Raw genomic sequence first — 4637 nt, 5'->3', positions numbered from 1 at the left:
GCGCGGTGATCCGGCTTGGAAACTTCGACCTGACGATCGACGCCTACCGCATCGAGATCGAGGATCAGATCGTCCTGTCCGAACTGATCAACCGCAGCTTCTCGACCCAGGTCGCCGGGCACGGGTGGTCCGTCAGACCGGGAGGAGGACGGCGACCCCGATCGCGACGAGGGCGACGAGCGCCACGACCACGCAGCCGAGGACGATCGCGGCGACCCGGTCGGCGGCGGACATCCCGCGCCGCGGGGGCTCGGGCGGGGCGAACGAGGGGCGGCCGGAGCCCTCCCCGAAGGGCGACCCGCCCTCGTGGAGGGAGGCGTCCAGCCCGGGGCGGGACCCGGGCTGCGGCCGGAAGGAGGGGGAGGGGGAGGGGGAGGGGGAGTGCGTCAAGGGGGACTGCTCCGGATCTTCTGCGGGGGACGGTGAGGAGGGGTGTGGCTGGACCGCGGAGGTCGGGGGACCGCCGCGGCGGCCGTACGCGGAGCGGGCGCCGGGCCGTGACGGCACTACGCTATCCACCCCCTGCGGGCCTGTGGACGACGGCCCGGGCGTCGGTGGCGACTCCTATCCTGGGAGCAGACATCAGCGGTGGTTCTCGGGGGGAAGCGTGACGGTCTTCGACGACCTCATCGGCCAGCAGGCCACGGTGGGCCAGCTCCGACGGGCCGTGGCCGGGGCGTCGGACCTCGTCGCCGGGGGCCGGGGCACGGGCATGACGCACGCCTGGCTGTTCACCGGCCCGCCCGGATCGGGCCGCTCGGAGGCGGCCCGGGCCTTCGCGGCCGCGCTCCAGTGCCCCGACGGCGGCTGCGGACACTGCCCCTCCTGCCACCAGGTCCTCGCCGGAACCCACCCCGACCTGCTGTACGTGCGCCCCAGCGGTCTGAGCTTCGGCGTCGCAGCCACCCGCGACCTGGTGCTGCGGGCGGGCTCCAGGCCCTCCGGCGGCCGGTTCCGCATCGTGCTCTTCGAGGACGCCGAGCGCGCCACCGAGGCCGCCTCCAACGCCCTGCTCAAGGCGGTGGAGGAGCCCTCCCCCCGGACGGTCTGGCTGCTGTGCACGCCCGCGCCCGACGACCTGCTCGTCACCATCCGCTCCCGCTGCCGGCTGGTCACCCTCGCCACCCCCGGCACCCGGGAGCTGGTGGACGCCCTGGTCCGGCGCGACGGGGTCGACCCCGTGCTCGCCCAGGCGTCGGCGGTGGCCGCGGCGGGCCGGATCGACAGGGCCCGGCAGCTGGCCACCGACCCCGAGGCGCGCAGGCGCCGGGAGGAGGTGCTGTCCATCCCCGCCCGCCTCGACGGGCTCGGCGCGTGCGTCACCTCCGCCGCCCGGCTGTACGAGATCGCCGAGGAGGAGTCCAAGGCCCTCACCACGGCCCTGGACGAGAAGGAGAAGGACGAGCTGAGGACCGCGTTCGGCGAGGGTTCCACCGGCAAGGGCGTGGCCAAGGCCATGCGGGGCTCCGCCGGCGCCATGAAGGACCTGGAGGAGCGGCAGAAGCGCCGTGCCACCCGGATCAAACGGGACTCCTACGACCGCGCCCTGCTCGACCTGGCCGCCTTCTACCGGGACGTCCTGGCCCTCCAGCTGGGGGCCTCGGTCGAGCTGTCCACCGGAGAGCGCTCCGGCGACCTGGACCGCGTGGCGCGCTCCAGCACCCCCGAGACCACGCTGCGACGGATCGACGCCATCATGGAGTGCCGCGGACGCATCGAGGCGAACGTGCACCCCCAGATCGCCATGGAGGCCATGACCTCCGCACTCCTGGTCGACGGGAGAGCGTGAGCCGGGACGGTCCGGGGCGCCCCGGCGGGGCGCCGACCTGAGCGGACGCCCGCCTCCGGTACCCGCGCGCACGGCCGCGGCCGTCCGGATCCGGACCGGTCCGGAGCGGCAGGAGGCGGCCCCGGCCGCGGGTCGCGACCACCCGGTGGCCGCGACCCCGGGGCCGTGGGTGGACAGAGCCGCACGGCCGGGCCGGTGCGGAGCAGACGACGCGCCGGCCACCAGCGGCCGGCGGAAACGAGAGGGCGGACATCCGTGGCGACGAGAGTTCGGGGGGCACTGGCGGCGGCACTGGCCGGTGCGGTGCTGCTGGCGACCGGGTGCACGGGCGGGGAGGGCGCCCCCGAGGAGGGGAGCGTCGCAGCCCCCGACCCCGCACTGACCGACTTCACCGAGCAGGGCCTCGACTGGGGTGAGTGCGAGAGCGGGGCGGACGGCGCGGAGTGCGCGGTCTACGAGGTGCCCCTGGACTACGACGAGCCCGGCGGCGACCGTGTCGAGATCGCGGTCAAGCGGTTCCCCGCCGAGGGCGGCGACCGCATCGGCTCCCTGCTGGTCAACCCCGGCGGTCCGGGCGGCTCCGGCTACGACTACGTGGACCACGCCGCCTTCACGGTCAGCGACGCGGTGCGCCAGAGGTTCGACGTGGTCGGGTTCGACCCGCGCGGCGTCGGGCGCAGCTCACCGCTGACCTGCCTGGACTCCGAGGGGCTCGACGAGTTCCTCGGAGGGGTGGACAGCGTCGAGGGCGACGGCGACATGTCCGAGGTCACCGAGGCCGAGCTGGCCGAGCTGGAGGAGGACAGCCGCGGGTTCGTCGAGGCCTGCCGGGCCAACGACCCCGAGCTGATGCTCCACATGGGCACCGTCAACGTCGCCCGCGACATGGACATCCTGCGCGCCCTGGTCGGCGACGAGCAGCTGACCTACCTCGGCGCCTCCTACGGCACCCACATCGGGGCGCAGTACGCGGAGGAGTTCCCCGACCGGGTCCGCGCCCTCGTGCTCGACGGCGCGGTGGACCCCAGCCAGGAGCAGCTCGACCTCAGCGTCGCGCAGGCCACCGGCTTCGAGACGGCGCTGCGGGCCTTCGTGGAGGACTGCCTCGGACAGTCGGACTGCCCGCTGGGCGCGTCCGGGGACAGTGTGGAGGACGGCGTCGGGGCGCTGAGCGACTTCCTGGCCGACACCGCCGAGGAGCCGCTGTCCAACAGCGCCGACGACCGCGAGGTCAACCGGGCCCGCGCCGAGCTCGGCGTCCTCGCGGCCCTGTACTCCGAGAGCTGGTGGCCCCGGGTGCGCGAGGGGCTGGCCGAGGCGATGGAGAACGGCGACGGCACCGTGCTGATCCAGCTCGGCGACGACCTGTACAGCCGCGAGGACCCGGCCGCCTACGAGAACTCCACGGCGGCGCTCATCGCGGTGAACTGCTCCGACTCCCCGAGCCCGCGCGACGTCGACGCGTATGTCCGGGCCGCGGCCGAGGCCGGCGAGGAGTCGCCGATCTTCGGTCCGACGCTGGCCTGGGGGGCCCTGCCGTGCGCCTACTGGCCGGAGGAGGCGGTCACCCCGACCACCGGCCTGGACGGAGCGGGGGCCGCCCCCATCATGGTGGTGGGCACCACCCGGGACTCGGCCACCCCGTACGCGTGGGCCGAGGCGCTCGCGGGCCAGCTGGAATCCGGGTTCCTGGTGACCCGCGACGGTGACGGCCACACGGCCTACCGCATGGGCGACCAGTGCATCGACGACATCGTGGACGCCTACCTGGTCGACCTGACCGTTCCCGAGGACGGCATGGCCTGCGCCTGACCGACGGGGCCGGGGGCCGCCGCCCCCGGCCCCCGCGCCCCGCTCGCGGAGGCGGGACCGGCATGACCGCAAACGTGTACACGGCACCCGTCGGAAGGCGTTAGACTGGGACCGCTTCGCCGCGTGTGACACGCGGCGTCGCGCCGCCTTAGCTCAGTCGGCAGAGCGATTCACTCGTAATGAATAGGTCGTCGGTTCGATTCCGACAGGCGGCTCCAGCACAAACGCCACCCCGGACCGGGGTGGCGTTTCGCGTTGGTGGCCAATTGGGTGGCCAACGCCCGTTCGGCGAACAGGCCGCCCGTGGCGCCGGTCCCCGCGCCTCGCGCTCCGCGCCGGGGACCGGGGGCGCCAGGACCATGGCTCCGGCGCTCCGGCCCGGGGACGCGGTTCCGGGCCGACGCCGTCGACAGCCCTTGGTCAACAGATGATTACCCGCCGTGTCGGCGGCGTGGGGCTGTGCCGACGGGGACGCGGGTAGGTGCACGCCATGAGCCTGATGTTCATGCTGTTCGCGCTGCTCGGGTCCATCGTCGTGCTCGCCGCGGGTTCCCTCGCGCTGCGCCGCGTGGTGGCCTACCTGAACGACCGGCTCGTGGTCGAGGAGGCGACGGCGCCCCGGGTGGAGCCCGAACAGCATGTGGGCGGATACGTTCCCGCGCCGAGGGGGCAGGAGGACCTGCCGCACTCCCTGCGCACCCGCGTGCACGACCTGGTCGCCCTCGGTCGGGACGAGGAGGCGGTGCGGATGGTCCGCGAACGCCTGGGCGCCGACGAGGTCCGCGCCCGGCGGATCGTCGCCGGGCTCGGAGGCGACGGGACCGGCTCCAGGCGGGCTCTGGAGCCCTAGGTGTACCGGCCTGAGGGGCCGGTGGCCCGGGAGGGCCGCCTCCGGCCGCGCTGACCGCGCCGCCCGCGCTCGGACAGCCGGATCCGGGTCGGCCTTCGCCACCCGTCCTGCGGGAGGTGCCCGGCGACCGCTCGCGGCGATCGGCGCACACGGTTCCGTCACGGGCCGCGGGGGCGCGGTCAGGCC

4 protein-coding genes and 1 tRNA gene are annotated in these 4637 nt (G+C 74.7%); 4 read left to right on the top strand and 1 reads right to left on the bottom strand.

Features of this window, described 5'->3' with window-relative positions; translation table 11 throughout:
- Positions 1 to 132: 132 nt before the first annotated feature.
- Positions 133 to 390 carry a hypothetical protein gene (locus tag ACWGL3_RS31125; protein ID WP_267946877.1) on the bottom strand — a complete coding sequence of 86 codons (258 nt, stop codon included), beginning with the start codon at positions 388 to 390 and terminating at the stop codon, positions 133 to 135.
- Positions 391 to 607: 217 nt separating this feature from the next.
- Here ACWGL3_RS31125 and ACWGL3_RS31120 point away from each other — a divergent pair, with 217 nt between their 5' ends.
- The 4 genes from ACWGL3_RS31120 (at position 608) to ACWGL3_RS31105 (ending at position 4451) form a co-directional block, all read left to right on the top strand.
- Positions 608 to 1789, top strand: a complete 1182-nt coding sequence (locus ACWGL3_RS31120; protein WP_267946876.1) for a DNA polymerase III subunit delta' — start codon at positions 608 to 610, stop codon at positions 1787 to 1789.
- A 255-nt stretch (positions 1790 to 2044) separates the two neighbouring features.
- The gene (locus ACWGL3_RS31115) at positions 2045 to 3601 is read left to right on the top strand and encodes an alpha/beta hydrolase (RefSeq protein ID WP_431061463.1); all 1557 of its coding nucleotides are present in this window, start codon (positions 2045 to 2047) and stop codon (positions 3599 to 3601) included.
- 142 nt (positions 3602 to 3743) lie between these two features.
- Positions 3744 to 3819: transfer RNA gene (locus ACWGL3_RS31110), tRNA-Thr, on the top strand.
- Between the two features lie 272 nt (positions 3820 to 4091).
- Positions 4092 to 4451 (top strand): hypothetical protein, encoded by a 360-nt coding sequence (locus ACWGL3_RS31105; RefSeq protein ID WP_267946875.1) that lies wholly within the window; start codon positions 4092 to 4094, stop codon positions 4449 to 4451.
- The last annotated feature ends 186 nt before the right edge of the window (positions 4452 to 4637 follow it).

The organism is Nocardiopsis sp. NPDC055824, assembly GCF_053616335.1.
This window is presented reverse-complemented; position numbering and strand designations above follow the sequence as displayed.

Coding starts and splice junctions, on each gene's coding strand:
- ACWGL3_RS31105 (WP_267946875.1), top strand. CDS start 4,092: ATGAGCCTGATGTTCATGCTGTTCGCGCTGCTCGGGTCCATCGTCGTG.